Origin of the sequence: Halomonas sp. H33-56, from assembly GCF_040147035.1 — a bacterium.
Classification (GTDB): Bacteria; Pseudomonadota; Gammaproteobacteria; order Pseudomonadales; family Halomonadaceae; genus Halomonas; species Halomonas litopenaei.
The window spans coordinates 2,134,083-2,159,541 of sequence record NZ_JAMSHP010000001.1 but is presented as its reverse complement, the minus strand read 5'-3'; the positions used below and the strand labels follow the sequence as shown (position 1 = coordinate 2,159,541).

Below are 25,459 nucleotides of genomic sequence, written 5' to 3'. Positions count from 1 at the left end.
CGAGGTTCGGACGATGCATCACTGGCGACTCGGCGGCTTGACGAAACGGCTTGAAGGCATTATTTGTATATACATTACCCGACACGGAGCATCCCCATGTCCGAGCAATCCAAGCGCCTGCTGTGGCGCGATCTGGCGATCTTCGACGGACTGACCACCCTGCCCGAGCGTCACTGGGTAGCGGTCGAGGATGGACGGATCTGCGCCCTGGGCACCATGCAGACCCTTGACCCGAGTCAACATCGCGACGCCGTCGACATGGGGCAAGGCGGCGTCATGACGCCGGGCCTGATCGACTGCCATACCCACCTGGTCTTCGGCGGGCAGCGCAGCGACGAATTCGAGCTGCGCCTGCAAGGCGCCTCCTACGAAGAGATCGCGCGTCGCGGTGGCGGCATTCTAGGCACCGTTACGGCGACCCGGGAAGCCGACGAATCGGCCCTGTTCGACGCCGCTGCAAAGCGCCTCACGTCGATGATCGAGGACGGCGTGACCAGCGTCGAGATCAAGTCCGGCTACGGCCTGACCCTGGCCGACGAACTGAAGATGCTGCGGGTGGCGCGACGTCTCGGCGAGCAACTGCCCGTGCGCATCACTACCACCCTGCTGGCCGCCCATGCCCTGCCACCGGAGTATGCAGACGACGCCGATGGCTACATCGAGCTGGTGTGCGACCAGATCCTGCCGGCGGCCCACGCCGAGGGCCTGGTCGATGCGGTCGACGTGTTCTGCGAGCGCATCGCCTTCTCGAGCGAACAGTCCCGACGCGTGTTCGAGGCGGCCAGGGCGCTTGACCTGCCGGTCAAGGCCCACGCCGAGCAGCTTTCGCTGTCCGGTGGCGCGGCCCTGGTGGCCCAGTTCCGAGGGTTATCCGCCGACCATATCGAGTACCTGGACGACGACGGCATCGCGGCGATGGCCGATGCCGGGACCGTCGGCGTCCTGCTGCCCGGTGCCTTCTACACCCTGCGCGAAACGCAGCACCCACCGATCGACGCCATGCGTCGTGCCGGCGTCGCCATGGCGGTGGCCTCGGACGCCAATCCGGGCACCTCGCCCATCGTGCTGCCGACCCTGATGCTGAACATGGCCTGCACCCTGCTGCGCCTGACGCCCCAGGAGGCACTGGCCGGCATGACCCGCCACGCCGCCCAGGCCATCGGCCAGCCAGACCTTGGACGCATCGCTGTCGGCGCTTCCGCCGACCTGTGCGTCTGGAACATCGATAGCCCGGCCGAACTGGCCTATGCCGTCCAGCCGGGACGGCTCAAGCATCGCCTGCTGGAGGGCGTATTGACCCATGGATGAGCAGCTATCTTCCCCCTGGTCATCCATGACCCCGGCGGCTGACCCAGACACCATGCCGTCCAGCCGGGACGGCTCAAGCATCGCCTGCTGGAGGGCGTATTGACCCATGGATGAGCAGCTCGCTTCCCCCTCGTCTCCCATCGCGCCGCTGACCGAAGCGGACATGGGCATCTGGCAGGGGCGTACCGACCCCGAGCCCAACAGCGAGCGCTGGCACCAGCGCATCGCCGCCTACCGTTCCGGCGCCGAGCCTGGCGTCGTGGTGACGGGCTTTGCCAGTGATGCCGGTGTCGCCCGCAACAAGGGGCGGGTGGGCGCCGCCGATGGCCCCGCCGCCATTCGCCGTGCCCTCGCCCCCATGGCCTGGCACCGCGACGCCCCGGCCTACGATGCCGGCGACGTGCACTGCGTCGGCAATGGCCTCGAGGATGCCCAGGAGGCGCTGGGCGCGCGGGTGACCGAGATCCTCGACCAGGGCCACCAGCCGGTGGTGCTGGGCGGCGGTCACGAAGTCGCCTACGCCAGCTGGCGCGGCCTCTCCGAGCATCTGGACAAGGGCCACCGCAGGCCCACCGTGGCGATCATCAACCTGGACGCCCACTTCGACCTGCGCGACCCCAGCGAACAGACGTCTTCCGGCACGCCCTTCGCCCAGATCGCCGCCGACTGCGCCCGGCGTCGCTGGCCGTTCCGCTACGCCTGCCTCGGAGTCAGCCAGGCGGCCAACACCCGTGCCCTGTTTCACACCGCCAAGCGGCTCAAGTCGCTGGTGGTCGAGGATCGCGAGTTTCGCGATAGCCGCATCGCGTACATCAAGCGCGACGTGCAGCGTCTGGTAGCCGACTGCGATCACGTCTACCTGACCATCGACATGGATGTCTTCCCTGCAAGCGATGCCCCTGGCGTCAGCGCTCCCGCCTCGCGGGGCGTGATTCTGACCCACTTCGAGCCGATCCTCGAGTTCCTGCGTCGCTCGCGCAAGCTACGCCTGATCGACATCGCCGAGGTCAACCCGGCGTATGACATCGACCAACGCACGGCGCGTCTCGCCGCCCGCCTGGTCCATCAACTGACCCGGTCCAACGCCTGACCGAGCCTTTTATTCCCTTTCACTACAGGTACCGACATGAACCAGATCACGCCCTCGCTGAACGACCGTCACGATCCTTCGCGCAAGATCGCCGCCCCCACCGGCACCGAGCTGTCGTGCAAGAGCTGGCTGACCGAAGCCGCCCTGCGCATGCTGATGAACAACCTCCACCCTGACGTCGCCGAGCGTCCCGAGGATCTGGTGGTGTACGGCGGCATCGGTCGCGCTGCCCGCACCTGGGAATGCTTCGACAAGATCGTCGAGGTGCTCAAGCGCCTGGAGGACGACCAGACCCTGCTGATCCAGTCCGGCAAGCCGGTAGCGGTGATCCCGACCCACAAGGACGCGCCGCGGGTGCTGATCGCCAACTCCAACCTGGTGCCGGCCTGGGCCAACTGGGAGCACTTCAACGAGCTCGACAAGAAGGGACTGATGATGTACGGCCAGATGACCGCCGGGTCCTGGATCTACATCGGCTCCCAGGGCATCGTCCAGGGCACCTACGAGACCTTCGTCGAGGCTGGCCGTCAGCACTTCAACGGCGACCTCAAGGGCCGCTGGGTACTGACCGCCGGCCTCGGCGGTATGGGCGGCGCCCAGCCGCTGGCGGCGACCCTGGCCGGCGCCTGCTCGCTGAACATCGAGTGCCAGCAGACGAGCATCGACTTCCGTCTGCGTACCCGCTATCTGGACGAGCAGGCCAACGACCTGGACGACGCGCTCGAGCGTCTTGCGCGCTACACCAGTGAAGGCAAGGCCATCTCCATCGGTCTTTGCGCCAACGCCGCCGACGTCCTGCCGGAACTGGTCAAGCGCGGCGTCAAGCCGGACATGGTCACCGACCAGACCAGTGCCCACGATCCGCTGCACGGCTACCTGCCCTCTGGCTGGACCTGGGACGAGTACGTGGCCCGCGCCAAGAGCGAGCCCGACACAGTGGTCAAGGCCGCCAAGGCGTCCATGGCGGTGCATGTGCGCGCCATGCTCGAGTTCCAGAAGATGGGCGTGCCCACCTTCGACTACGGCAACAACATCCGCCAGATGGCCCAGGAAGAAGGCGTCGAGAATGCCTTCGACTTCCCCGGCTTCGTCCCGGCCTACATTCGTCCGCTGTTCTGCCAGGGCATCGGCCCGTTCCGCTGGGTGGCGCTGTCCGGCGATCCGGAGGACATCTACAAGACCGACGCCAAGGTCAAGGAGCTGATCCCCGACGACGAGCACCTGCACCACTGGCTCGACATGGCCAAGGAGCGCATCAGCTTCCAGGGTCTGCCGGCGCGTATCTGCTGGGTCGGTCTGAAGGATCGCGCGCGCCTCGGCCGCGCCTTCAACGAGATGGTCAAGAACGGCGAACTCAAGGCACCCATCGTCATCGGCCGTGACCACCTCGACTCCGGTTCCGTGGCCAGCCCCAACCGCGAGACCGAGTCCATGCTGGACGGCAGCGACGCCGTGTCCGACTGGCCGCTGCTCAACGCCCTGGCCAACACCGCAGGCGGCGCTACCTGGGTCTCGCTGCACCACGGCGGGGGTGTCGGCATGGGCTTCTCACAGCACGCCGGTGTAGTCATCGTCGCCGACGGTACCGACGAGGCCGATGCCCGCCTGGCCCGCGTCCTGCGCAACGACCCGGCAAGCGGCGTGATGCGCCATGCCGACGCCGGCTACGACATCGCCAGGCAGTGTGCCCGCGACAACGGCCTCGACCTGCCGATGCTCAAGGACTGATGCCGTCCCGGGCGCGGCCAGCCGCTGGCGCGCCCGACCCTGGCATCGAGGCGCCTTGTCCCTGAGGGCGCCTCCTGCCAGGGAGCGCCATGCAAAAAGCGCGAACGCCTGCACAAAGGCCGCCCCTCGGGGCGGCCTTTATCGTTTACAACCCTGGTTCACTTCGATGCCACTTGAAACGTGCGCCGACGCCCCTGAAGCGGCCGGCGACGGGTCAGGCGCAGCACTGCTTGAACTTGCGCGCACTGCCACAGGGACAGGGATCGTTGCGTCCCGGCTTGAGTCGAGACACCCGGGCCTCGCCATCCAGATAGACCCAGCGTCCCTGGTGGCGCACAAAGCGCGAGCGCTCTTCCAGCACGCCCCAGCGCTGCCGCCCCGGCGTGCCCTCGGCAAAGGTCGCACGAAACTGCACCCAGCCCTGGTCGCCTGTTTCACCGCTATCGAGTATCTCGAGACGCTTCCAGCGGGTATCGTCGTCATCGCCCAGTTGCGCCGGGCAACTGTCCGGGTGCCAGCTATGGCGAAGGTAGTCCTCGAGCCCGAGGGCGAAGGCCGCAAAGCGCGAGCGCATCAGCGCCTCAGGCGAACCTGCGTTCTCGCCCTGGTGCAGCAGACCGCAGCAGTGCTCGAGGACCAGACCACTGCCGCAGGGGCAGCGGGTGGATGACGTTGTAGTCAAGGTACGGCTCTCCTCTTATCTACCTTGCGCTTTGCCACAGCGCGGGCCTTGTACGAACACCCGACGTGGGTGGCAACGCTTTAAACAGACTGCCGACCTGTACCGGCCTCACGCAAATACCGACCAGCCTGTGGCCTTGGAAAGCCCTTCCAGGGCGGCGGTGCCCTTGAGCGAATTGCCGTAGCGATCCAGGCCCGGCGACCACACCGCGATCGAGACCACGTTGGGTACCACCGCCATGATCCCGCCCCCGACACCGCTCTTGCCCGGGAAGCCGACCCGATAGGCGAAGTCCCCCGAGCCATCGTAGTGGCCGCAGGTCATCATCAACGCATTGATCGCCCGTACCCGCTCGAGCCCGATCATGCGCTGGCCCTCGAAGCCACCACACAGAAAGCGTGTGGCCCTGGCGAGCTGGGCGGTGGACATCTCGATGGCGCAGTGATGGAAGTAGGTGCCCAGCACCCGGTCACAGTCGTTGGTCAGGTTGCCGCAGGAACGCAGGAAGTAGGCCAGGGAGAAGTTGCGATCCCCGGTGGCATGCTCGGAGCGCGCCACCTGCTCGTTGATGTGGATGTCCTCGTCGCCGGAGGCCTCGCGCAGAAAGCGCAGAATCTCGCCGAGGGTGTCGCGTGGCGCATTGCACCCGAGCACCGCGTCGGTGGTGACAATCGCCCCGGCGTTGATGAAGGGATTGCGGGGAATGCCGTCTTCCACCTCCAGCTGGACGATGGAGTTGAAGGCCCGGCCCGATGGCTCGCGCCCGACCCGCTGCCACAGGCCATCGCCGTGGCGCCCCAGCGCCAGCGCCAGGGTGAAGACCTTCGACACGCTCTGGATCGAAAAGGCCTTGGCGGCGTCGCCGGCATGAAACTCCTGTCCATCCACGGTGCACACACTGATGGCGAACTGGCGGGGATCAACACAGGCAAGTTCGGGGATATAGCTTGCCACCTGGCCCCACTCGCCAGCCTGACGAGCCTCGCGATCCAGCCTCTCGACCAGCGCCTGCAGTTGTTCCGGCGTAAGGGTCTTTCCCATGAGCGTGATTCTTCCAGGAGCCTGACAAGGCTGGCGATGGTCGCCCCCTCCTTCGTGGCTGTCAACGCCGGTTCCCGGCCGGGGACAATCTCCCGGGCGATATGTCCCGCTCAGCGCCCGCGCCGCTTGGTGCGCATGGTCGCCTCGGCGGCAAGCGGATCTTCTGGCCAGGGGTGCTTGGGGTAGCGGCCGCGGTTCTCCTTGCGCACCTCGGGGTAGACGTTGTGCCAGAAGCTTCGAAGGTCCATGGTCGTCGCCAGCGGACGCCGCGCCGGGGACAGCAATTCCAGGCGTACCGGCACCCGCCCGTCGACGATATGCGGTGTGGCCTCGCAACCGAACAGGGCCTGCAGCTTGGCGGCCAGCACCGGCACGATACGCGTGCCGTGCTCGTCGCCGTCATCGACCTCACGCTCATAGCGCAAGGCCGCACTGTCACCGCTTGGCAGCGCCAGCCGTCGCGGTGCCAGCTCGTCCAGCTGGCCCGCCAACGGCCACGGCAGACGTTCGCGCAACAGCCGTTCCCAGGGCAGCGCCAACACCTGATCGAGCCGCGACAGGCCATCCAGATGCGGACCGAGCCAGTCCTCGAGCTCGGCCATCAGGCTGGCGTCGTCAAGCTCCGGCCACTGGGGATCATGCGCCCGTCGCAGCAGCGCTACCCGTCTTCTGAGCTGTTCTGCCGCCTCGTCCAGCGGCAGCGCCTCGCGCTGCCCCAGGGCGTCGAGCAGCGCCCTATGCCTCGCCTCTCGACTCGGCGGTCCTGCCAGGGGCTTGCGCTCCAGCACCACGGCATCGAGGGCGCGTACCCGCTCGCCTTCCAAGCGTCCCGCCGATGCTTTCCAGGCGACCCGCTCGGTCCAGTCGCCAAGTTCAGGAAAATGCGCCAGCAGCGCCGCCTCCTCGATCCGCACACCACGATAGAGCCGAGCCTCACGCTGGCGACCGTCCAGGTCCACCGCGACCAGCAGGGGCGCGTGGGCCAGGGGGTGATCGCTTGCCAGCGTCACCAGGCCACCGCCACGCAGGCGAAAGCGTCCGGGCGAAAGGTGCTGAGCGACTCGGTCGGGGTAGGCGCAGAGCAGAAGCTCGCCCAGGGTTATTGAGGCGCCCGTCTCGCCTCTCCCACGCGGCTCGCCCATACGGGCCTTGCCCAGCGCCACCCCGGCACGCTTGCACAGTCGCCGGGCCTCCCGCTGCCAGGCGGGATCAGGCCTTTGCGACGACAACAGCTGCGAAAACACCCGCTCCAGATCCGGCTCCCGCGAGGCGCCCTGACGACCCTCGAGCCAGGCAGCCAGGGCGCAGGCCAGGGCCAGCGACGCCTCGCCGGCGCGGCTGGCTCGCTCCAGCATGGCGGCGAGCCGGGGATGCACCGGCCAGCGTCCGGCTACCCGGCCCAGCGAACTCAAGCCGCCATCAGGCTCGACCAGCCCGAGGGACTGCAACAGTCGATGCCCGCTGTCCAGGGCCGCTGTCCCTGGCGAAGTCACCCAGGCAAGCGCGGACGCGTCCTTGACGCCCCAGCGAGCCAGTTCAAAGGCCAGGCCGGACAGGTCTGCCTGGTGTATCTCCGGCTCGGCGTGGGGCGGCAGCGGCTGCTCTTCCGCCCACAGCCGATAGCAGCGTCCAGGCCCCTGGCGCCCTGCCCGCCCACGCCGCTGATCGGCGCTGGCTCGGTTGACACGGCGGGTCTCGAGACGCGAAAGCCCGGTACGCGGGCTGAACACCGGCACCCGCTCCAGTCCGGCATCGACCACGCTGCGCACGCCATCCACGGTGACACTGGACTCGGCGATGGCGGTGGCCAGCACCACCCGACGCCGGCCATTCGGGTCAGGACGAAGGGCAGCGCGCTGCTGCTCGAGCGGCAAGCGTCCATGCAGCGGCAGTACCGCGATATCCTCCAGCCGCTCGCCCAGCCAGCGCCCGAGACGTTCGATTTCGGCAACCCCAGGCAGGATCACCAGCACGTCGCCGGCAGGATCACCACCAACCCTGGCATCGTCATCCCCGCCATGGGACACAGGATCGGACGCCTGCAGCGCCTCCATGACCACCCGGCCCTGCTGCTCCTCCGCCGAGGCGCGCTGGGACAGCGGCCGATACAGCGTCTGGACCGGATACTGCCGCCCCGGGCACTCGATCACCGCCACGTCCTGCCCCAGCACGCCTTGCATGGCGGCCACGTCCAGGGTGGCGGACATCACCACCAGGCGCAGGTCCTCGCGCAGCCCCTGCTGGACGTCGAGGGCCAGCGCCAGCCCCAGGTCGGCCTCCAGACTGCGTTCATGGAACTCGTCGAAGAGGATGCCGGTGACGCCCTCCAGCATGGGGTCATGCTGCAGCATGCGCGACAGCACGCCCTGGGTGACGACTTCGAGGCGAGTCGTCGGGCCGACCCGGCTCTCGCCACGCATGCGGTATCCCACCGTCTCGCCCGGCCGCTCGCCCAGCAGATCGGCCATATGGCCCGCCGCCAGACGCGCCGCCACCCGACGAGGCTCCAACAGCAGCAGACGCCCACGACCATCGTCGCCACCGCACCAGTCACAGTCGAGAAGGGCCAGCGGTACCCGGGTGGTCTTGCCGGCCCCGGGCTCGGCCACCAGCAGCGCCCGGTTTTGCTGTTCGAGCGCTGCGGTGAGCTGAGGCAGTCGGGCGTCGATGGGCAGGCTGGGCGGTGAAGACATCGGCTCGGGGGCTCCTGGCGTGGGACGGGACTGAACTGGGCTGTACTGGACTGCACAAGCAAGGCAGTAATGCGCCGCCGATGATAGCACGCCGCTGCCACATGGCCCGGCGGCAGCGACCCCGCCCGAGGCCCGACCTGTATACACCAGCAACAACATTTTGTTGCCAGTAGATGACGTTTTTGTCTACGCTCTTCAAGCTGACCGAAAGGTCAGGTTTTTTAAGCGCGACGCCCGTCGCGGCATCACCCAGACAATCGACAGCGGCCACTACAACGACAAGAGGACCCTGAGATGAGCGAGACCACGTCCACGCTTTCACCGCGCGACCGTCATCCGGCAGCCAGCGCGAGTCGCCCTGACGGCGACGACGGCACTGCGGATCAAACCAGCCAGGACGCCGTCGGCCGGCTTGCCTGGCTGGATCGCTACTTCAACGTCAGCCGCCGGGGCAGTTCGCTGAAGACCGAACTGCTGGCCGGGATCGCCACCTTTCTGGCGGGTATGTACATCATCGTGGTCAATCCAGCGGTGTTGTCGGACGCCGGCATTCCCTTCTCGGCGGCGCTGTCGGCCACGGTGGTCATCAGCTTTCTGAGCAGCCTGGCCATGGCGCTGTACGCGCGCAACCCCATCCTGGTGGCACCCGGCATGGGCATGAACGCCCTGTTCACCTACACCCTGGTACTGGGGGCGGGCCTGTCCTGGGAGGTCGCGCTCGGGTGCGTGTTCTGGTCCGGTGTGATGTTCGCCGTACTGGCCATGTTCAACGTCCGCGAGGCGATCATCGACGCCATTCCGCCGTCGCTGCGCTACGCCATCACCTGCGGTATCGGCCTGTTCATCACCTTTATCGGGCTCAAGAACGCCGGCTTCATCGTGGCAAGCCCCGCCACCCTGGTCAGCCTGGGCAGCCTGGACGCAAGTCTCGCCACCTTCTTCATCGGCCTGATCGTGACCGCCGTGCTGGTCATCCGCGGCTTCAACGGCGCCCTGATCCTCGGCATCGCCACCACCACCCTGCTGGCCGCACCGATGGGGCGTCTGTGGGGTGACGAGGTGGTCGTGGCATGGCAGGGACTGGCCGCCTGGCCAGACTTCTCGGCGCTGGGTCAGGTCGACGTGCTGGGGGCTCTCAAGGTCGCCTACCTGCCCTTTATCTTCGTGATGCTGTTCACCAACTTCTTCGATGCGCTGTCGTGCTTCATGGCGCTGTCGGAATCCGCGGGGCTCAAGGACGCCAAGGGCAACCCGCGCAATCTCAAGCGCTCGATGACGGTGGACGCCTTCGCCTCGATGATCGCCGCTCCGCTTGGCACCAGCGCCGCCCAGACCTTTATCGAGTCCGGCGCAGGGGTCGCCCAGGGCGGGCGCACCGGCCTGACCGCGCTGGTGATCGCGCTGCTGTTCCTGCCGTTTCTGTTCCTGTCGCCGCTGCTGTCGCTGGTGCCGGGCATCGCCACCTCGCCGGCGCTGGTGCTGGTGGGGCTGTTCATGATGGCCCCGGTGGGCAAGATCGACTGGGGACGCTTCGAGGAGGCCTTTCCTGCCTTTCTGGCGATCATCCTGATGCCGTTGACCTACTCGATCACCCTGGGCATCGCCTTCGGCTTCATGAGCTTCGTGCTGATCAAGCTGGCCACCGGCAAGTTCACCGAGATCAAACCCGCCATGTGGGTGTCCGCGGTGCTGTCCGCGATCATGCTGGTGACAGCGCAATAGCGTAAGCAAGCGCCACCGGGCCTCAGCCCCGTGGCGCCGACACCACCCCGCAGCCTTTCAATACCACCTGGGTCAGAAAGTCGGTGACCCGCTGCATATCTTCGTCGGTGAAGTCGTCATGGCCGGTGATGCCGGCGACCTGGCTTTGGCAGGTAATGAGCAGCGTAGTGCTGGCGACGTCCCCTGCTATGGCGCGAAGGAAGATCTTACCCCACAGCCCTTCAGGACCACCTGGATCAGAAAATCGGTGACCCGCTGCATATCGTCATCGGTGAAGTCGTCATGGCCGGTGATGCCGGCGACCTGGCTTTGAAAATCTGCATAGTGCTGGGTCGCCGACCAGATCAGGAAGATCAAGGATACCGGGTCCACCGGGTCCATCAGGCCGCGCTCGGCCCACTGACGAAACACCTCGGCACGGCTTTCGACCCAGTCGCGCAGCTCGCCACGCAGATAGTCCTGCAGAAAGGGAGCGCCCTGAAGGATCTCGCCAGCAAACAGGCGCGAGGCCTCGGGGTGGCGTCGAGACATCTCCATCTTCGAGCGGATAAAGGCACTGAGCACCTCGGCGGGATCATCATCCACCGAGATATCGTCGAGCATCATGTTCCAGCGCTCCATCACCCCTTCCAGCAGGCGAACGTACAGCGCCTTCTTGCTGCCCATGTAGTAGAGCACATTGGACTTGGGCAGCCCGGCTTCCTCGGCAATCAGCTTCAGGCTGGCGCCCCGATAGCCGTGACGCGAAAACACTCGCTCGGCGGCGTCGAGTATGTCGCGTTCGTTACGCTGGCGAATGGCACCAGCCTCCGCCTCCAGCGGCGCCTTCAGCGCCGTGTCATCAAGCTGTGAGCCCATGGTTATCCCGGTCGTCGAATCGCCCGCCACCGCCGGTTGCAGGTGGGTCGGCAAGGAGGAAAAGAGTGCCTGAACCCCACCGCTCTGGCAATTGGGCAAAGCGGCTAACCTGGCGCGACAGCGCCTGTGACGGGCAGCTTTTTAGGCCTCTGCTGTGGTCGCCGACAGGAACACGCGGCGGGCACCGAAAAAAACTCGACGGCGTGACTTGAAGAAGCTGACCGATTGGTCAAGAATGAAGTTACCCCCTTGCCATGGCGATGCCCCTTGGTACCGACTCGCTGACAACCACTCGGCTCAGCCTGCAACCAGGACATCGACCAGGACATCAACGACGACAACGACAACATAAGCGGACCTGACCATGATCGAGTTCTTCCTCAACGGGCGGCCACGGCGCGTCGACGCCGAGGCCCACCTCAGCGTGCTCGACCTGCTGCGCGAGCGCCTCAACCAGACCGGCACCAAGGAAGGCTGCGCCTCCGGCGACTGCGGTGCCTGCACCGTGGCGATCGGCGAGCCCGATGCCGACGGCAACCTGCGCTATCACAGCGCCAACGCCTGCATCATGCCGGCCCACCAGCTCAATGGACGCCACCTGGTCACCGTCGAGGGGTTGTCCCGGGGGGACGAGCTGCATCCTTGCCAGGCCGCCATGGTGGAACACCACGGCAGCCAATGCGGCTTCTGCACCCCGGGTATCGTCATGTCGCTGTTCACCCTTCATGAAGATGACCGCGCGCGGCCCGCGCCACTGACGCCTGAGCGACTGGAAGCGGCGCTGGGCGGCAACCTGTGTCGCTGCACCGGCTATCGCCCGATCCGCGACGCCGCCCTGGCCATGGGCGACACCCCGGGCTTCCGGCCCGAATGGCTCGACGATGACGCCCTTGCCCAAACGCTTGCCACCAATGTGGGTGAGCCTGCTACCCACAGCGGCTTTTACCAGCCGCGCCGCCTCGATGAGCTGGTCGAACTGCGCGCCCGCCACCCCGACGCCCGCCTGGTGGCCGGCGGCACCGATCTCTGGCTCGAAGTCACCCAGAATCTGGCGGACTTCGCCGAGGTCATCGATGTCACCCGGGTAGAACAGCTCAAGGTGCTGGAAGCGGGCCACGACGCCAGCGGTCGACCAGGGATGTGGGTCGGTGCTGCCGTCACCTACACGCAACTGGAACCGCTGTTTGCCGAGCGCTATCCCGCCTTCCATCACCTCCTGCATCGACTGGGCTCTGGTCAGGTGCGCAACCGCGGCACCCTGGGTGGCAACGTGGCCAACGCCTCGCCCATCGGCGACACCCCACCGGTACTGCTGGCACTCGACGCCTGCCTGTGCCTGACCGGACCCGGCGGCAGTCGCGAACTCGCCGCGGCGGACTTCTTCATCGACTACAAGAAGACCGCCCTGGCGCCGGACGAGTGCCTGGAAGCGATCTTCCTGCCGACGCTGGCAGCTGACCGCCAGCTCAAGGTCTGGAAACTGTCAAAACGGCGTGAGGACGACATCTCGGCGGTACTCGGTGCCTTTAGCTGGGCCCTGAAGGACGGCGCCCTGGCCGAGGTCCGCCTGGCCTTCGGCGGCATGGCTGCGATCCCGGCCCGGGCAACCGGCGCCGAGGCGGCACTGGAAGGCCATGCCCCTTCACCCGAGCGGTTCGCCGCCGCCATCGATGCGCTGGCCGAAGACTTTCAGCCCATGAGCGATGTGCGTGGCAGCAGCGACTATCGTCGGCACGCCGCCGCTGCACTGATCGAACGCCTGCGCCTGGTCGTCGCCGACGCGGCATCCCAGGACTCTCAGCACCCGACCCAGGAGGTGATGCTCCATGCGTACGCTCACTGATCTGACCACACCTGCCTCCGCGGCCAGCGATACTGCCGATACTCCCCGCCACGCGCCGGCGGCCAAGGGCTTCTCGGGCAGCGCCGCTCGCCACGAAAGCGCGGTCAAGCACGTCACCGGGCGCGCCGCCTACATCGACGACCTGGCGCTGCCGGCGGACGCGCTGCACCTGGCGGTGGGACTCTCGCCGGTCGCCAGCGGACGCATCACCGGGCTGGACCTGTCCGCCGTGCGCAGCGCCCCGGGCGTGGTCGACGTGATCAGCGTCGCCGACGTCCCGGGCCACACCGATATCGGCCCGGTCTTTCCCGGCGATCCGATCATGGCCGACGGCGAGGTACTCTACGCCGGCCAGGTGATCTTCTGCGTCGCCGCCACCAGCCATCGTGCGGCGCGTCAGGCGGTCAAGAAGGCGCGCCTGGAGATCGATGAGGTCGAGGCGAGCCTCGACCCAGTGGCCGCCGCCGAGGCCGGCGACGTGGTGCGCCCGACCCACCGCCAGCAGAGCGGTGACTGGGAGGCCGCCCTGGCCGGCGCGACACACGTCATCGAGGACGAGCAGTTCGTCGGTGGCCAGGAGCACTTCTATCTGGAGGGGCAGGCCTGCGTGGTCCACCCCACCGAAGACGAAGGCGTGATGGTCCACACCTCCAATCAGCATCCCAGCGAGACCCAGAAGCTGATCGCCGAGGTGCTGGGCATCCCCTTCCACGCGGTCACCGTGGAGGTACGCCGCATGGGCGGCGGCTTCGGCGGCAAGGAAACCCAGGCCTCGCCCTGGGCCTGCCTGGCGGCGCTGATCGCCCGCCGCACCGGCAAGAGCTGCCGTGTTCGCCTGCCCCGGGCCGAGGACATGAAGGTCACCGGCAAGCGCCACCCCTTCCACAACCGCTATCGGCTCGGTGTCGATGAACAGGGCGTGATCCAGGGCGGTGACATCACCGTCATCGGCGACTGCGGATACTCGCCGGATCTGTCCGAAGCCATCGTCGACCGCGCCATGTTCCACGCCGACAACGCCTATTCACTGGGCCAGGCTCGGGTCACCGGTCATCGCGCCCGTACCAGCACCGCGTCAAACACCGCCTTTCGTGGCTTCGGTGGTCCCCAGGGCATGATGGTGATCGAAGCCGCCATGGAGGACATCGCCCGCCGCGTGGGCGAGGATCCCCTGACGGTGCGCAAGCGCAACCTGTATCGCCAAGGCCGCGACCAGACCCACTATGGCCAGACGGTGGACCAGATCACGCTGCTGCATGACCTGATCGAGCGGCTCGAGACCTCGAGCGACTACTGGTCCCGGCGCCAGGCGATCACCGAGTTCAACGCCGACAGCCCGGTCATCCGCAGGGGCCTGGCGCTGACCCCGGTGAAGTTCGGCATCTCCTTCACCGCCCAGCACCTCAACCAGGCCGGTGCCCTGCTGCACGTCTACACCGACGGCAGCGTGATGATCAATCACGGCGGTATCGAGATGGGCCAGGGCCTGCACACCAAGGTGTGCCAGGTGGTCGCCCGCGAGCTGGGGCTCGATCTCGAAGCGGTACGCATCAGCGCCAGCCGTACCGACAAGGTGCCCAACACCTCACCCACGGCGGCCTCCAGCGGGGCCGATCTGAACGGCCAGGCGGCCCGCGACGCGGCCAGCAAGCTGAAGTCGCGGCTGTTCGACTTCGCCGCCGAACGCTACCAGCTCGACCGTCAGGACATGCGTCTGGAACAGGGCGAGCTGATCGCCGGCATCGGTGGCAGCGAACGACGTATCGCCTGGGGCGAGCTCATCCAGGACGCTTACCTGGGTCGGGTGTCGCTGTCCGAGAAAGGCTTCTACGCAACGCCGTTGATCCACTACGATCGGGCCAGCGGCAGCGGACGCCCCTTCTACTACTTCGCCTATGGCGCCGCCGTCGCCGAGGTGGCACTGGACACCCTCACCGGCGAGTACCAGGTGGATCGGGTCGACATCCTCCACGACGTGGGCGACTCGCTCAATCCGGCCATCGACGTGGGCCAGGTGGAAGGCGGCTTTATCCAGGGCATGGGGTGGCTGACCAGCGAGGAACTGAAGTGGAACGAGCGGGGCCAGTTGACCTCGTTCGGCCCGGCCACCTACAAGATCCCCGCCTACGGCGATCTGCCGGCCACCTTCAACGTCGAGCTGATGCAGGGCCACCCCAACTCCATGGCCAGCATCTACCGCTCCAAGGCGGTGGGTGAGCCGCCCTTCATGCTGGGGATGTCGGTGTGGTGCGCGCTGCGCGACGCCCTGGCGAGCCTCACCGACTACCGCCAGGCGGTACGGCTGGACACCCCGGCAACACCTGAGCGGGTCATGGCGGCGGCACGCCTGGCACGCTGGGTGAATGAGAGTCGTGCAGGAGGCACCCCATGAGCGGCGAGCGCTGGTACGACGCCCTGGCCCGCCTCCGACGCGCCGGCCTGCCCCATGTGCTGGCCACCCAGGTGACCAGCCAGGGGTCGACCCCACGTGAGCCTGGCGCCAGGATGGTGATCACCGCCGACGCCATCATCGACACCCTGGGCGGCGGCACCTTCGAATGGCAACTGATCGCCTGCGCCCGGGAACGCCTCGAGCGCGGTGAGGCCGGCCTCAGCATGGAGGCCTTTTCGCTGGGTGGCCGCAGTGGCCAGTGCTGCGGCGGCTTCGTCAACGTGCTGCTCGAAACGGATCTCGGTACGGCCACGCGCCTGGCGCTGTTCGGCGCCGGCCACGTGGGCCGCGCGGTGGCCTCATTGGCGGCGCCGCTTGGCTGGCGACTCGACTGGTACGATAGCCGCGAGGACGCCTTCAGCGGGCTCAACCCGGCACCAGGCCAGCACCACCACCGGCTGGACGACTGCAACACCAGCGCCGAGTCGCTGCCTGGCGGCAGCCACGTGCTGGTGCTGACCCACGACCACGCCGAGGACTACGCCCTGGTGGAGGCACTGCTCAGGCGCGGCGACATGGCCTCGATCGGGCTGATCGGCTCGCGCAGCAAGTGGGCCAGCTTCCGCGGGCGACTGGAGCGTGCCGGCATCCCGCAAGATCGCATCGACGCCGTGCGCTGCCCGATCGGCGACTCCGGCGGCGACAAGACGCCCTACGCCGTCGCCCTGGCCGCCCTGGCCGAGCTGCTGCCACTGGCAAGCCCCAGGCCGGAGGGGGCACGTCGCGACGCGCTGCGCGGCCTGGAAAGCGCAGAGGTACGACGCCTGTTTTCCTGAACCTGTCCTGGCCCGGCCGTTACCCGTCTGGCCGGGTAGCGCCAGGCGTCTGCCTCCCTGGCCGCCGCGCCTGCCACCTGATCAAGCCGCCAGGCCAGCCGCCCCTGACCACAACGTCACCGCCACAGTGCGATGACGCGATGACCCTATAAGCGACGACCCGATAAAGAGTGCCCCATGACCGAGACCCTTAACGCCTCTGCCAGCACCGCGCCCAAGCCCGAGGCTTTCTCCGGAACTTACGCCGGCGCCTCCACCAGTCCCGCCGGCGGCCCCTGCTCATCGAGCTGGGTCATGCGCGCGCGCATCCTCAGCTTCAACGCCGATCCCGGTGACGGCGACACCCCGCTCGAGGGTAGCGTCAGCTACTTCGCCGACGGCGTGCTGTGGTGGGCCGAGGGTGTCGTCCAGGCGGTGGGCGACTATACCGAGCTCGCCCCCCACCTGCCCGCCGACGCCAGCGTCATCGACCACCGCGACAAGCTGGTGATGCCAGGCTTCATCGACAGCCATGTGCACTATGTGCAGCTCGAGATCATGGCCTCCTACGGACGCCAGCTGCTCGACTGGCTCAACGAGTACACCTTCCCCGAGGAATGTCGCTTTGCCCAGCGCGAACACGCCGAGCAGATGGCCGACGTCTTCCTCGACGAACTGATGCGGGTAGGCACCACCACCGCCCAGGTGTTCTGCTCGAGCCACCCGGCCTCGACCGACGCCTTCTTCAGCGCGGCCCAACGCCGCGACCTGTGCATGCTGGCCGGCAAGGTACTGATGGACCGCCATGCCCCCGAAGCGCTCACCGACGACACCTACGGCGGCATCCGCGACAGCGAGCGCCTGATCAGTGACTGGCACGGCACCGCGCGTCTCGGCTACAGCGTCACCCCACGCTTCGCGCCTACCTCCACCCGCGCCCAGCTCGACGCCGCCGGTGGCCTTCTGCGCAATGATCCGAGCCTGTGGCTGCAGACCCACCTGTCGGAGAACCTGGGTGAGCTCGACTGGGTGGCCGAGCTGTTTCCGGGCAGCCGCGACTACCTGGCGGTCTACGAGGAATCCGGGCTGGTGGGGCCGCGCAGCACCTTTGCCCACGGCATCCACCTGGACGACGAGATGCGTGCGCGACTGGCCGAGCGCGGCGCCAACATCGCCTTCTGTCCCAGCTCCAACCTGTTTCTCGGCAGTGGCCTGTTTGACCGGGCCGGCGCCCGGGCCCAGGGGCTGAATCTGACGCTTGCCAGCGACATCGGCGCCGGTACCGACCTGTCGGGACTTGCCACCCTCAAGGCGGCCTATCAGGTCGGCCAGCTCAGGGGCACACCACTGACCGCCTGGGCAGGCTTTCATGACCTGACCCGAGGCAACGCCGTATCGCTGTCACTGGACGATCGCATCGGCAGCCTGACCCCCGGTCGTGACGCCGACTTCGTGGTCATCGACCTGTTCGCCTCGCCGCTGCTGGCTCGACGCATGGGGCGCACCCAGTCGCTGGCGGAGGAGCTGTTCACCCTGATGATGCTGGGGGACGACCGCGCCATCTACGAGACCTGGGCGGGGGGACGCCTGCAGCACCGCCGCCAGACCTGAAGAACCCGACGACAGGCGCCGGCGACCGGCGCTTGCATGGGGTGGATGGCTGGCCGGGAAATTCCTCGGCGAGTGCGCTAGAATGCGCGCCTTGAATACCACACGCTGCCAACGCTGCTCCGGATTTACGCTCCGGCTCGCACGAGGACAACCATGAGTCACGATACTTCATCCCCTGACACAGCCACCGAAACCGCCACTTCTGGTCCAGACACCCTGGTGGTGTGCGCGCTGTACAAGTTCGTCACCCTCGACGACTACAAGGCGCTGCGCGAGCCGCTGCTCGACACCCTGCTCGAGCATCAGGTGCGCGGCACCCTGCTGCTGGCCCGTGAAGGCATCAATGGCACCGTCGCCGGCACCCGCCAGGGCATCGACGCGGTGCTCGCCTGGCTGCGCGCCGACCCGCGCCTGGCCGAGCTCGACACCAAGGAGTCGCTGACCCGACGTGCGCCCTTCATGCGTACCAAGGTCAAGCTCAAGCGCGAGATCGTGACCATGGGCGTCGAGGGCATCGACCCGCGCCATACCGTCGGCACCTACGTGGACCCCAAGGACTGGAACGAGCTGATCCAGGACCCCGAGGTTCTGCTGATCGACACCCGCAACGACTACGAGGTCGAGGTAGGCACCTTCGAGGGCGCGGTCAATCCGGCCACCAGCGCCTTTCGCGACTTCCCCGAGTACGTGAAGAAGACCCTGGACCCGAGTCGCCACAAGAAGGTGGCGATGTTCTGTACCGGCGGCATCCGTTGCGAGAAGTCCACCGCCTACCTCAAGGAGCAGGGATTCGAGGACGTCTACCACCTCAAGGGCGGCATCCTGAAGTACCTGGAGGACGTACCGAAGGACAAGACCCTGTGGCGTGGCGAGTGCTTCGTGTTCGACGACAGGGTCACCGTCGACCATGACCTCAAGCCGGGACGCTATGACCAGTGTCACGCCTGCCGCATGCCGATCACCGAGCAGGACAAGCAGAGCGAGTACTATGAAAAAGGCGTCTGTTGCCCGCGCTGCTACGACCGCCTGAGCGACGAGCAGAAGGCCCGCTTCGCCGAGCGTGAGCGCCAGATGCGCCTCGCCCGGGAGCGCGGCGAGGCCCACCTGGGTGCCGACGCGGTGGCACGCATGGAAGAGCGTCGCGAGGCCAAGCGACGCGCCAGGGAAGCGGCGCGCGAGGCCAATCGCCAACAAGGCTGATACACGGCTTCTGGTGTTGCACGCCCGTTGATGCATGCCGGCTCATGCACGCCGGCCCTCCAGCCACAACACCTGCCAGACCAACCGCCAGACCAAAAAAGAGGCGCCCTGGGATTTTTACCAGAGACGGGCGCCTCTTTTGCGTGTCACCGAGGGCTTCGCCGGTAGCGAAGGGCGCGCCGAAGCGCCCCCAAGTGTACTGAAAGAAACGGCCTGGGCCTGTTCAACCTCTTCCTCGCCTCGGTCGGCGATCACGCCGAAAACGCCTCAAATTCCGACGCTTTCGCTTCGACAACATGCCTCAGCAATCTTCCACACCGCCCGTTGCCCGAAAAGCGGCCGCAGCCCACACAGGATCACCTATTACTAACACCAGCGCGGGCAAGCCTCAGTGCCATCTGGTGACAACAAGCACGCCTTGAGCATCGGGATTCGTCGTCGACCTGTGCCGATACTGGTTTACCCCATGCCGTTCGCCGAAAAACGGCAGCCCCAGGTCGCCCGCCCAGACGGCATACCGTGACGCAACGAAGGGAATACATGATGCGACCTTGGCCCAGCAACCGTCCCCCTGCTCTTGCCTGCGCTTTATTGACTGGCACTTTTTTGACCGGCACTCTTTTAACCGGCACTTTTCTGGCCTGCAGCATGGCCGTCGCCTCCCAGTATCCAGCGGCAACAAAATCCAGCGCCGAATCCGCCGAGCAACAGGACTATCGGCAGTATTTCACCCCGCTACCTTCGCTTCCCCCCATCCCCGCCGACAACAGCCTCACCGCTGAGAAGGTAGCGCTTGGCAAGATGCTGTTCTTCGAACCCCGGCTGTCAAAGAGCAGCAACATCAGCTGCGCTTCCTGTCACAACCCGGCCCTGGCGTGGACGGATCGACTGCCGACGGCGGTCGGCCACGATGGCCAGACAGGCGAACGCAACTCCCCCACCGTGCTCAACTCGGGCTTTCTTGGCTCACAATTCTGGGATGGTCGCGAACCCGACCTGGAAGGCCAGGCGTTGGGTCCTATCCAGAACAGCATCGAGATGGCCCACGATCTGGACGGCGCCCTTGCCCGCCTTTCCGCCGTCGACGGATATTCCGATCACTTCCAGACGGCATTTCCCGCCGACGAGGCCCCGCTGTCCTCCGGCAACCTGGCCGACGCCATCGCCAGCTTCGAGCGCACGCTGAATACGCCGAATGCTCCGCTCGATCGCTACCTGCTCGGTGACGAGGCTGCCCTGACCGATCAGCAGAAGGCCGGCATGAAGGACTTCGTGGACGTCGGGTGCATCAGCTGTCACCGCGGCGCCAACTTCAGCGACAGCCTGTTCCACCCGATCCAGGTGCCGGGATCAGATGATCTCGGGCGCTTCGCGGTCACCAACGAGGAAAGCGATCGACAGGCCTTCAGGACGGCGTCACTGCGCAATGTCGCCCTGACCTACCCCTACTTTCACGACGGCTCAGCCGAGACGCTTGAAGACGTCGTGCCCATCATGGGCGAGCAGATGCTCAAGCGGGAGCTTGATGAAGCGACCGTCGAACGGCTGGTCAGCTTCCTGCATGCCCTGACAGGAGAGCAGCCAGTGGTCACGGTACCTGCTCTGCCCTGATCCAGTCCTGATCCAGCCCCGGGCCAGGCCTGACCCGGTACTATCACCAATAGCCCCCTGCAAACGCCAGCGCCGCCTCCCCCGACAAGGGGCAAGGCGGCGCTTGACGTGCCAGTCCCGGCGTCAGGCACTGTCTGAAACGTCGGCGAATGCAGGCACTTTTACGGCAAGGCCTAGGCGCTGTCGGAAAAGTCGACGAGTGATGGTTAGACAAGGCAAAAATCGGTGAGAAAGCGCAGTTTACGGGGTGTAAATGAGCATGTTGATCCGATTTTTAACGCCGTATTACCGAGCGCAGGCAGTTTTCAGACAAGCCCTAGGATTCCACCAGCCGCTGTCTCAGCGCCTGCCTCCTCTCCTCATCCATGAAGGCAGCCTCGATGGCGTTGCCGGCCAGCCACTTGAGGGTCTCGTTGGACCAGCCGAAGGCCCGCTGACAGGCGGCGAAGTTGTCGCGCATGCCACCGCCGAAGTAGGCCGGGTCATCGGAGTTGATGGTTACCACCAGTCCTGCGTCGATCAGCGTCGGCAGGCCATGATCTTCGAGCCGTTCCACCACTTTCAGGCGCACATTGGACAGCGGACACACCGTCAGCACGGTGCCTTCGTCGGCCAGCCGCTCCATCAGCTCGACGTCCTCGATCGCCCTTACGCCATGGTCGATGCGACACACCTGAAGCTCATCCAGCGCCTCGCGGATATAGCTCGGTGGCCCCTCCTCACCTGCGTGGGCCACGCGCTCGAGGCCCAGCTCCCGCGCCCGGGCAAAGACCTCCTGGAACTTGCTCGGCGGATTGCCTCGCTCAGCGCTGTCCAGCCCCACGGCACTGAAGTGGTCATGCCAGGGCGTGCTGTCCTCGAGCAGCTGCATGGCATCGGCGGCGGGCTGATCACGCAGAAAGGCGAGGATCATGGCGGTGGAAATATCCAGCTCGGAGCGGGCCTTGGCACAAGCGGCCGTCAGGCCTTCCATCACCTCGGACAGCGCCACGCCACGGGACAGGTGGGCCTGGGGGTCCACGTGCATCTCGATATGCACCACTCCCTCGGCGGCGGCGCGCCGGAAGTAGTCCATCGCCAGGTCCTCGAAGTCCCGGGCGCGGACCAGCACGCTCATGCCCTGATAGTAAAGATCGAGAAAGGACTCCAGGTCGCTGAAGTCGTAAGCCTGTCGGGCCGCCTCGATATCGGCGTAAGGCAGGCTGACCCCGTTACGCTCGGCCAGCGCAAACATCAGCTCCGGCTCCAGCGTACCCTCGATGTGCAGATGCAGTTCCGCCTTGGGCAGGCGGGTCAGAAAGTCGTCGGTCATGGTGTCTGGCCCTGTGGCATCGAACCGTAGAAATCAGGTGTCGTCGTTCACATGGTGACGCATTCGCCCCCGGCTTGCCATGGCGTACCGGCCGCCATGTCGATGACCCTGGGGATGTGCTCCATGCCGGGCGACGGCGAGTCGGGATCATGATGGTGCACCAGCATCAGCACCGTGCGTGCGGCCAACCAGGGGCCGATGCCCTCGGCCACCCGCTGCGCGGTGGCCGCATCCAGCGAGGCATAAGGCTCATCGAGCACCACCAGGGCGGGATCGGTCAGCCACAGACGCGCCAGGCCCAGACGTCGCGCCTGGCCGCCGGAAAGCTGTCGTCCCCCTTCCCCCACGCGTGTCTCGAGCCCAGCGGGCAGACCCTGCGCCCAGTCGGCCAGGTCTACCGCAGAAAGCGCCTGCCACAGCCGCTCCGGGCTCGCCTCGGGGGCGCCCAGACGCAGATTCTCGGCAAGGCTTGCGTCAAACAGCTCCACCCGCTGGGTCAGACAGCCCACTTGGCTGCTCAACCACTGCGTGTCGAGGGCTTCCACCGCCTGGCCGTTCAGGGTCAAGCGACCCTGGTAGCCCCGCAACTCCCCGGCAAGCAGCGCCAGCAGCGTCGACTTGCCACTGCCTGAGGGGCCACAGATCGCGGCCCTCTCCCCCGGCGCCAGCCGGAAGCTCAGGGGCGACAGCGCCTGATCGAGCGCCTGCGGATAACGAAAACTCAGCGACGTAGCACAGACCTCCAGCCCTCCACACTCGGCGGTCCCGCTTCGAGGCGCAGCGTGCACTGCAACAGCTCGGGTGGTGTCTGAGGCTTGTACTGGCGCTGCACGCTGCTGGTCGATAGCGTTGAGCCGCTCGGCGGCGGCGAGACTCGCGCCGGCCTGGGTGAAGGCGGCGGGCAGGCTTGCCAACCCCTCGGCCAGGGCCAGCGAGGCCAACGGCAACATCACCAGCACGGCGGCGCCCAACTGGCCGCTGCCGAAGGCGGCGAGGCCACCGATCAATACAAGCCACCAGGCGCCCCCCATCACCAGCGTCGTCAGAACATTGCCAAACCCGGTGATCAGTGACAGTCGCCACTGGGCCGCCAGCAGCTCGTCCTCGAGGGCTTCAAGCTCGCCACGGCGGCGCGCCAATGCGCCGTAGGATTCGAGTTCACTCAGACCGCCAAGGGTTTCGATCATGGCTGAGCGCAGTCGCTCCAGCCCGGCGACGCGGCGACGACAGGCCGCCAGGCCCAGGCGGGCCTGTCCGAGGGTCAGCCAGCTCCAGCCGAACAGCAGCAAGACACCCAGCACCAGCGCGGCCTGGGGCAGCCACACCGCCACCAACGCTACCAGCGCCGCCCCCAGCACCAGCGCCATCGCCGCCGGCGCCAGCAGCCGCAGGTAAAGCGCGTCCAGGGTATCGATATCGGCGGTCAGACGGTTGAGCCAGTCGCCGGATCGCCTTGCCCCGAGGCTGGCGCCGTCCATCACCACCAGGCCCGAGAAGCAGCGCGCCCTCAGGCGTGCCAGCAGTCGCAGGATGGTGTCGTGGTTGTAGAGGCGTTCGACGTAGCGTGACACGGTACGGGACACCGCAAACAGACGAATGCCCGCCCCGGGGGTGTAGACGTCCAGGGTAGCCGCCATACCCGCGGCCAAGGCCGCGCCGGTCAGCGCGCTGGCGGTGATGAACCAGCCCGACACCGCCAGCAGCCCCAGCGCCGACAGCGCGGTCAGCACCATCAGCACCACGCCAAGCACCAGGCGCCGACGAAACGACGCATGCACCTCGATCCACGGACGCAGACTGGCAATCGCCGCAGCGAATCCCGTATCCGTGCGCTCAGTCGACAACGCCATCGGCCACCTCTTGCTGTTCCCTTCCACTCGCGGTGACTCGCCCATCGAGCAGCTCCACACGCCGGTCCCCCATCGCCAGGATGGCCGGGTGGTGGCTGGCGATGACCAGCGCCCGGCCCTGGCCGGCCAGACGCCGAAAGCCGCGGATCAGTACCGCTTCGGTCTCTCGATCCAGACTCGCCGTCGGCTCGTCCAGCAGCACCAGCGCGGCATCACTCAGGAACACCCGAGCCAGCGCCAGGCGCTGGGCCTGCCCGCCGGACAGGCCCAGGCCATTTTCGCCGATCCGGGTATCGAGTCCCTCGGGCAGAGCCGCGACCAGCGTCCCAAGCCCCGCCTGCTCGAGCGCTGTACGCAGGTCGTCATCACCAGCGTTCGGTGCCGTCAGGCGAAGATTGTCGGCGAGGCTGCCCTGGATCAGCAGCGGGCGCTGGTCCATCCAGGCAAAGGCGATGCCCGGTGCCGATTGGCGCGTCCCCTCGCCAGGCCCGACAAACCCCGCCAGCATCGCCAGCAGGCTCGACTTGCCGGCACCCGATGGGCCGCTGATCACCACCACTTCACCGGTGTCCACCCGGAAGTCCAGCGGACCCAGCACGCGGCCACGCCCAGGGTGATCCAGGCAGGCGCCTTCGAGCCGCGCAAGCTGGCCACCGGACAACACTGAAGAAGCGGGACTTTCGGCGGTGCCAGGCGCCGAGACGGGCGACACTCGCGACGGATCGACGGGTTCATCGAGCAGTTCCGTCAGGGCCTGGGCGGCGGCCAGCGCCGAGGCACGGTCGTGGTAGTGCTGGGACAGTGTGCGCAGCGGCTGAAAGAACTCCGGGGCCAGCAGCAGGATGGTCAGGCCACTGGCCAGCGTCAGCGAATCGGCCACCTCCAGCGGCAGGTCCCCGAGCAGGCCAAAGCCGATGTAGATGGCCAGCGCCGCAATCGCCACCGAGGAGAAGAATTCGAGCACCGCCGATGACAGAAAGGCCAGTCGCAAGGGCTTCAGGGTGCGCCGGCGATAGTCGTCGGCGACCTGGGCAACCTCGTCGGTGACCCTGTCGCCGGCACCGAACAGTCGAATGGTGGCGATGCCCCGCACCCGATCGACGAAGTGCCCGGACAGTCGCGTCACCGCCGCGAACTGGTCGCGATTGAGCGATTCGGCGCCCATGCCCACCAGCGCCATGAACAAGGGAATCAGCGGCGCGGTGATCGCCAGCAGCAGCGCCGCCAGCCAGTTGTGCCAGGCGATGATGGCGAAGATGACCAGCGGCACCACCATCACCACCCGAAGTTGCACCCAGAAACGTGAGGTGTAGCCGTCCAGTGCCTCGACCTGCTCGACAAGGCGATGGGCCAGCCCGGCACTGTGATGGCGACCAGCACGCACCGGTCCCAGCGCAAACAGATGCTCGAGCAACTCGTGGCGTACCGCGCGGCGAAGGCGCTGGCTGGCTCGCTGGGCCAGACACTCCTGAGCAAAGCCAGCCCCGGCACGCAGCGCCAGAAACCCCAGTAGAGAGACAAGCCAGGGCCATAGCTGGCTCAGGGAACGCTCACCCTCGATCGCCAGTACCAGCACCTTGGCCAGCAGTACCCATTGGACCACACCCGCGAGTCCTGCCAGCACCGCGAAGGCCGCGGCCAGGGTCAGCGGACGACGCTGAGCCCCGGTGTGCTGGTCGAGCCACAGCCGCGCCCTGGTGGCC

17 protein-coding genes are annotated in these 25,459 nt (G+C 66.9%); 10 read left to right on the top strand and 7 right to left on the bottom strand.

Translation table 11 applies throughout. From position 1 onward, the window contains the following. Positions 1-96: 96 nt before the first annotated feature. From hutI to hutU, 3 genes are all read left to right on the top strand, one after another. Positions 97-1,308, top strand: a complete 1,212-nt coding sequence (gene hutI, locus NFH98_RS09135; RefSeq protein ID WP_349622576.1) for an imidazolonepropionase — start codon at positions 97-99, stop codon at positions 1,306-1,308. Between the two features lie 106 nt (positions 1,309-1,414). Then, a complete protein-coding gene (gene hutG, locus NFH98_RS09130) occupies positions 1,415-2,398 on the top strand; it encodes a formimidoylglutamase (RefSeq protein WP_287164515.1) in 984 nt (327 codons plus the stop codon). Positions 2,399-2,434: 36 nt separating this feature from the next. Next, positions 2,435-4,126, top strand: coding sequence for a urocanate hydratase (hutU, locus tag NFH98_RS09125; RefSeq protein WP_045994314.1), 1,692 nt, complete (start codon positions 2,435-2,437; stop codon positions 4,124-4,126). Positions 4,127-4,340: 214 nt separating this feature from the next. Here the strand turns inward: hutU and NFH98_RS09120 are convergent, their stop codons facing one another. The 3 genes from NFH98_RS09120 to hrpB all read right to left on the bottom strand — a co-directional run bounded on the left by NFH98_RS09120 (position 4,341) and on the right by hrpB (position 8,542). After that, positions 4,341-4,808, bottom strand: coding sequence for a YchJ family protein (locus tag NFH98_RS09120; protein WP_348828030.1), 468 nt, complete (start codon positions 4,806-4,808; stop codon positions 4,341-4,343). A gap of 108 nt (positions 4,809-4,916) precedes the next feature. Further along, positions 4,917-5,849, bottom strand: coding sequence for a glutaminase (locus NFH98_RS09115; RefSeq protein WP_349622575.1), 933 nt, complete (start codon positions 5,847-5,849; stop codon positions 4,917-4,919). A 110-nt stretch (positions 5,850-5,959) separates the two neighbouring features. Next, entirely contained in the window at positions 5,960-8,542 is a 2,583-nt protein-coding gene (gene hrpB, locus NFH98_RS09110) for an ATP-dependent helicase HrpB (RefSeq protein ID WP_348828028.1), read from the bottom strand. A gap of 294 nt (positions 8,543-8,836) precedes the next feature. Here hrpB and NFH98_RS09105 point away from each other — a divergent pair, with 294 nt between their 5' ends. Further along, positions 8,837-10,264: an NCS2 family permease gene (locus NFH98_RS09105; RefSeq protein ID WP_249742876.1), complete on the top strand. Its 1,428-nt coding sequence runs from the start codon at positions 8,837-8,839 to the stop codon at positions 10,262-10,264. A 186-nt stretch (positions 10,265-10,450) separates the two neighbouring features. On the opposite strand, the gene NFH98_RS09100 is transcribed toward NFH98_RS09105, so the two are convergent. Next, positions 10,451-11,122: a TetR/AcrR family transcriptional regulator gene (locus NFH98_RS09100; protein ID WP_348828027.1), complete on the bottom strand. Its 672-nt coding sequence runs from the start codon at positions 11,120-11,122 to the stop codon at positions 10,451-10,453. Positions 11,123-11,486: 364 nt separating this feature from the next. Here NFH98_RS09100 and xdhA point away from each other — a divergent pair, with 364 nt between their 5' ends. The 6 genes from xdhA (at position 11,487) to NFH98_RS09070 (ending at position 20,594) form a co-directional block, all read left to right on the top strand. Beyond that, on the top strand, positions 11,487-12,965 hold the full coding sequence (xdhA, locus tag NFH98_RS09095; RefSeq protein ID WP_124804693.1) for a xanthine dehydrogenase small subunit: 1,479 nt from the start codon (positions 11,487-11,489) through the stop codon (positions 12,963-12,965). Beyond that, a complete protein-coding gene (gene xdhB / locus NFH98_RS09090; RefSeq protein WP_124804692.1) occupies positions 12,949-15,357 on the top strand; it encodes a xanthine dehydrogenase molybdopterin binding subunit in 2,409 nt (802 codons plus the stop codon). Before xdhA ends, xdhB begins: the two co-directional genes overlap by 17 nt. Beyond that, positions 15,354-16,193 (top strand): xanthine dehydrogenase accessory protein XdhC, encoded by an 840-nt coding sequence (gene xdhC, locus NFH98_RS09085; RefSeq protein WP_124804691.1) that lies wholly within the window; start codon positions 15,354-15,356, stop codon positions 16,191-16,193. The genes xdhB and xdhC overlap by 4 nt, the downstream gene beginning before the upstream one ends. Before the next feature lie 294 nt (positions 16,194-16,487). Next, positions 16,488-17,783, top strand: coding sequence for a guanine deaminase (gene guaD / locus NFH98_RS09080; protein ID WP_124804763.1), 1,296 nt, complete (start codon positions 16,488-16,490; stop codon positions 17,781-17,783). Positions 17,784-17,936: 153 nt separating this feature from the next. Next, positions 17,937-18,983, top strand: a complete 1,047-nt coding sequence (trhO, locus tag NFH98_RS09075; RefSeq protein ID WP_124804690.1) for an oxygen-dependent tRNA uridine(34) hydroxylase TrhO — start codon at positions 17,937-17,939, stop codon at positions 18,981-18,983. A gap of 648 nt (positions 18,984-19,631) precedes the next feature. Further along, positions 19,632-20,594, top strand: coding sequence for a cytochrome-c peroxidase (locus NFH98_RS09070; protein WP_124804689.1), 963 nt, complete (start codon positions 19,632-19,634; stop codon positions 20,592-20,594). A gap of 316 nt (positions 20,595-20,910) precedes the next feature. On the opposite strand, the gene NFH98_RS09065 is transcribed toward NFH98_RS09070, so the two are convergent. Genes NFH98_RS09065 through cydD form a run of 3 tightly spaced genes read right to left on the bottom strand, consistent with a single transcriptional unit; the run spans position 20,911 to position 25,404 of the window. After that, entirely contained in the window at positions 20,911-21,906 is a 996-nt protein-coding gene (locus tag NFH98_RS09065) for an adenosine deaminase (protein WP_124804688.1), read from the bottom strand. A 47-nt stretch (positions 21,907-21,953) separates the two neighbouring features. Next, positions 21,954-23,756, bottom strand: coding sequence for a thiol reductant ABC exporter subunit CydC (gene cydC, locus NFH98_RS09060; protein WP_124804687.1), 1,803 nt, complete (start codon positions 23,754-23,756; stop codon positions 21,954-21,956). After that, on the bottom strand, positions 23,740-25,404 hold the full coding sequence (cydD, locus tag NFH98_RS09055; RefSeq protein WP_260425379.1) for a thiol reductant ABC exporter subunit CydD: 1,665 nt from the start codon (positions 25,402-25,404) through the stop codon (positions 23,740-23,742). The genes cydC and cydD overlap by 17 nt, the downstream gene beginning before the upstream one ends. Between the last annotated feature and the right edge of the window lie 55 nt (positions 25,405-25,459).